The 247-nt window shown below is 66.8% G+C and carries 1 pseudogene; it reads right to left on the reverse strand.

Features of this window, described 5'->3' with window-relative positions:
* Positions 1-247: pseudogene (locus tag V0R37_RS22975) on the reverse strand (glucose-6-phosphate isomerase); the annotation flags it as partial.

The raw sequence follows: 247 nt of genomic DNA on the forward strand, positions 1-247 counted from the left end.
GATTGATGTCCCAGATCACCGCCTGCACGAACACCTTGTGCTCGTAGAGCGCAAGCAGCGCCCCCAAGGTGGCGGGCGTGAGCTTGTCCAGCAGCACCGTGGTCGAGGGCTGATTACCGCGATAGCGCTTGTGTTCGGGGCGCGGGCCGTCCTCCTCCAGCGCATCGTCCCCCAGCATCAGCACCCGCGACTGGGCGAAGCAGTTGGCCAGCGCCAGCCGATGCTGGGCCTTCAGGTGGCGGCGAGT

Source organism: Pollutimonas rozaliensis (genome assembly GCF_048751585.1).
GTDB lineage: Bacteria > Pseudomonadota > Gammaproteobacteria > Burkholderiales > Burkholderiaceae_B.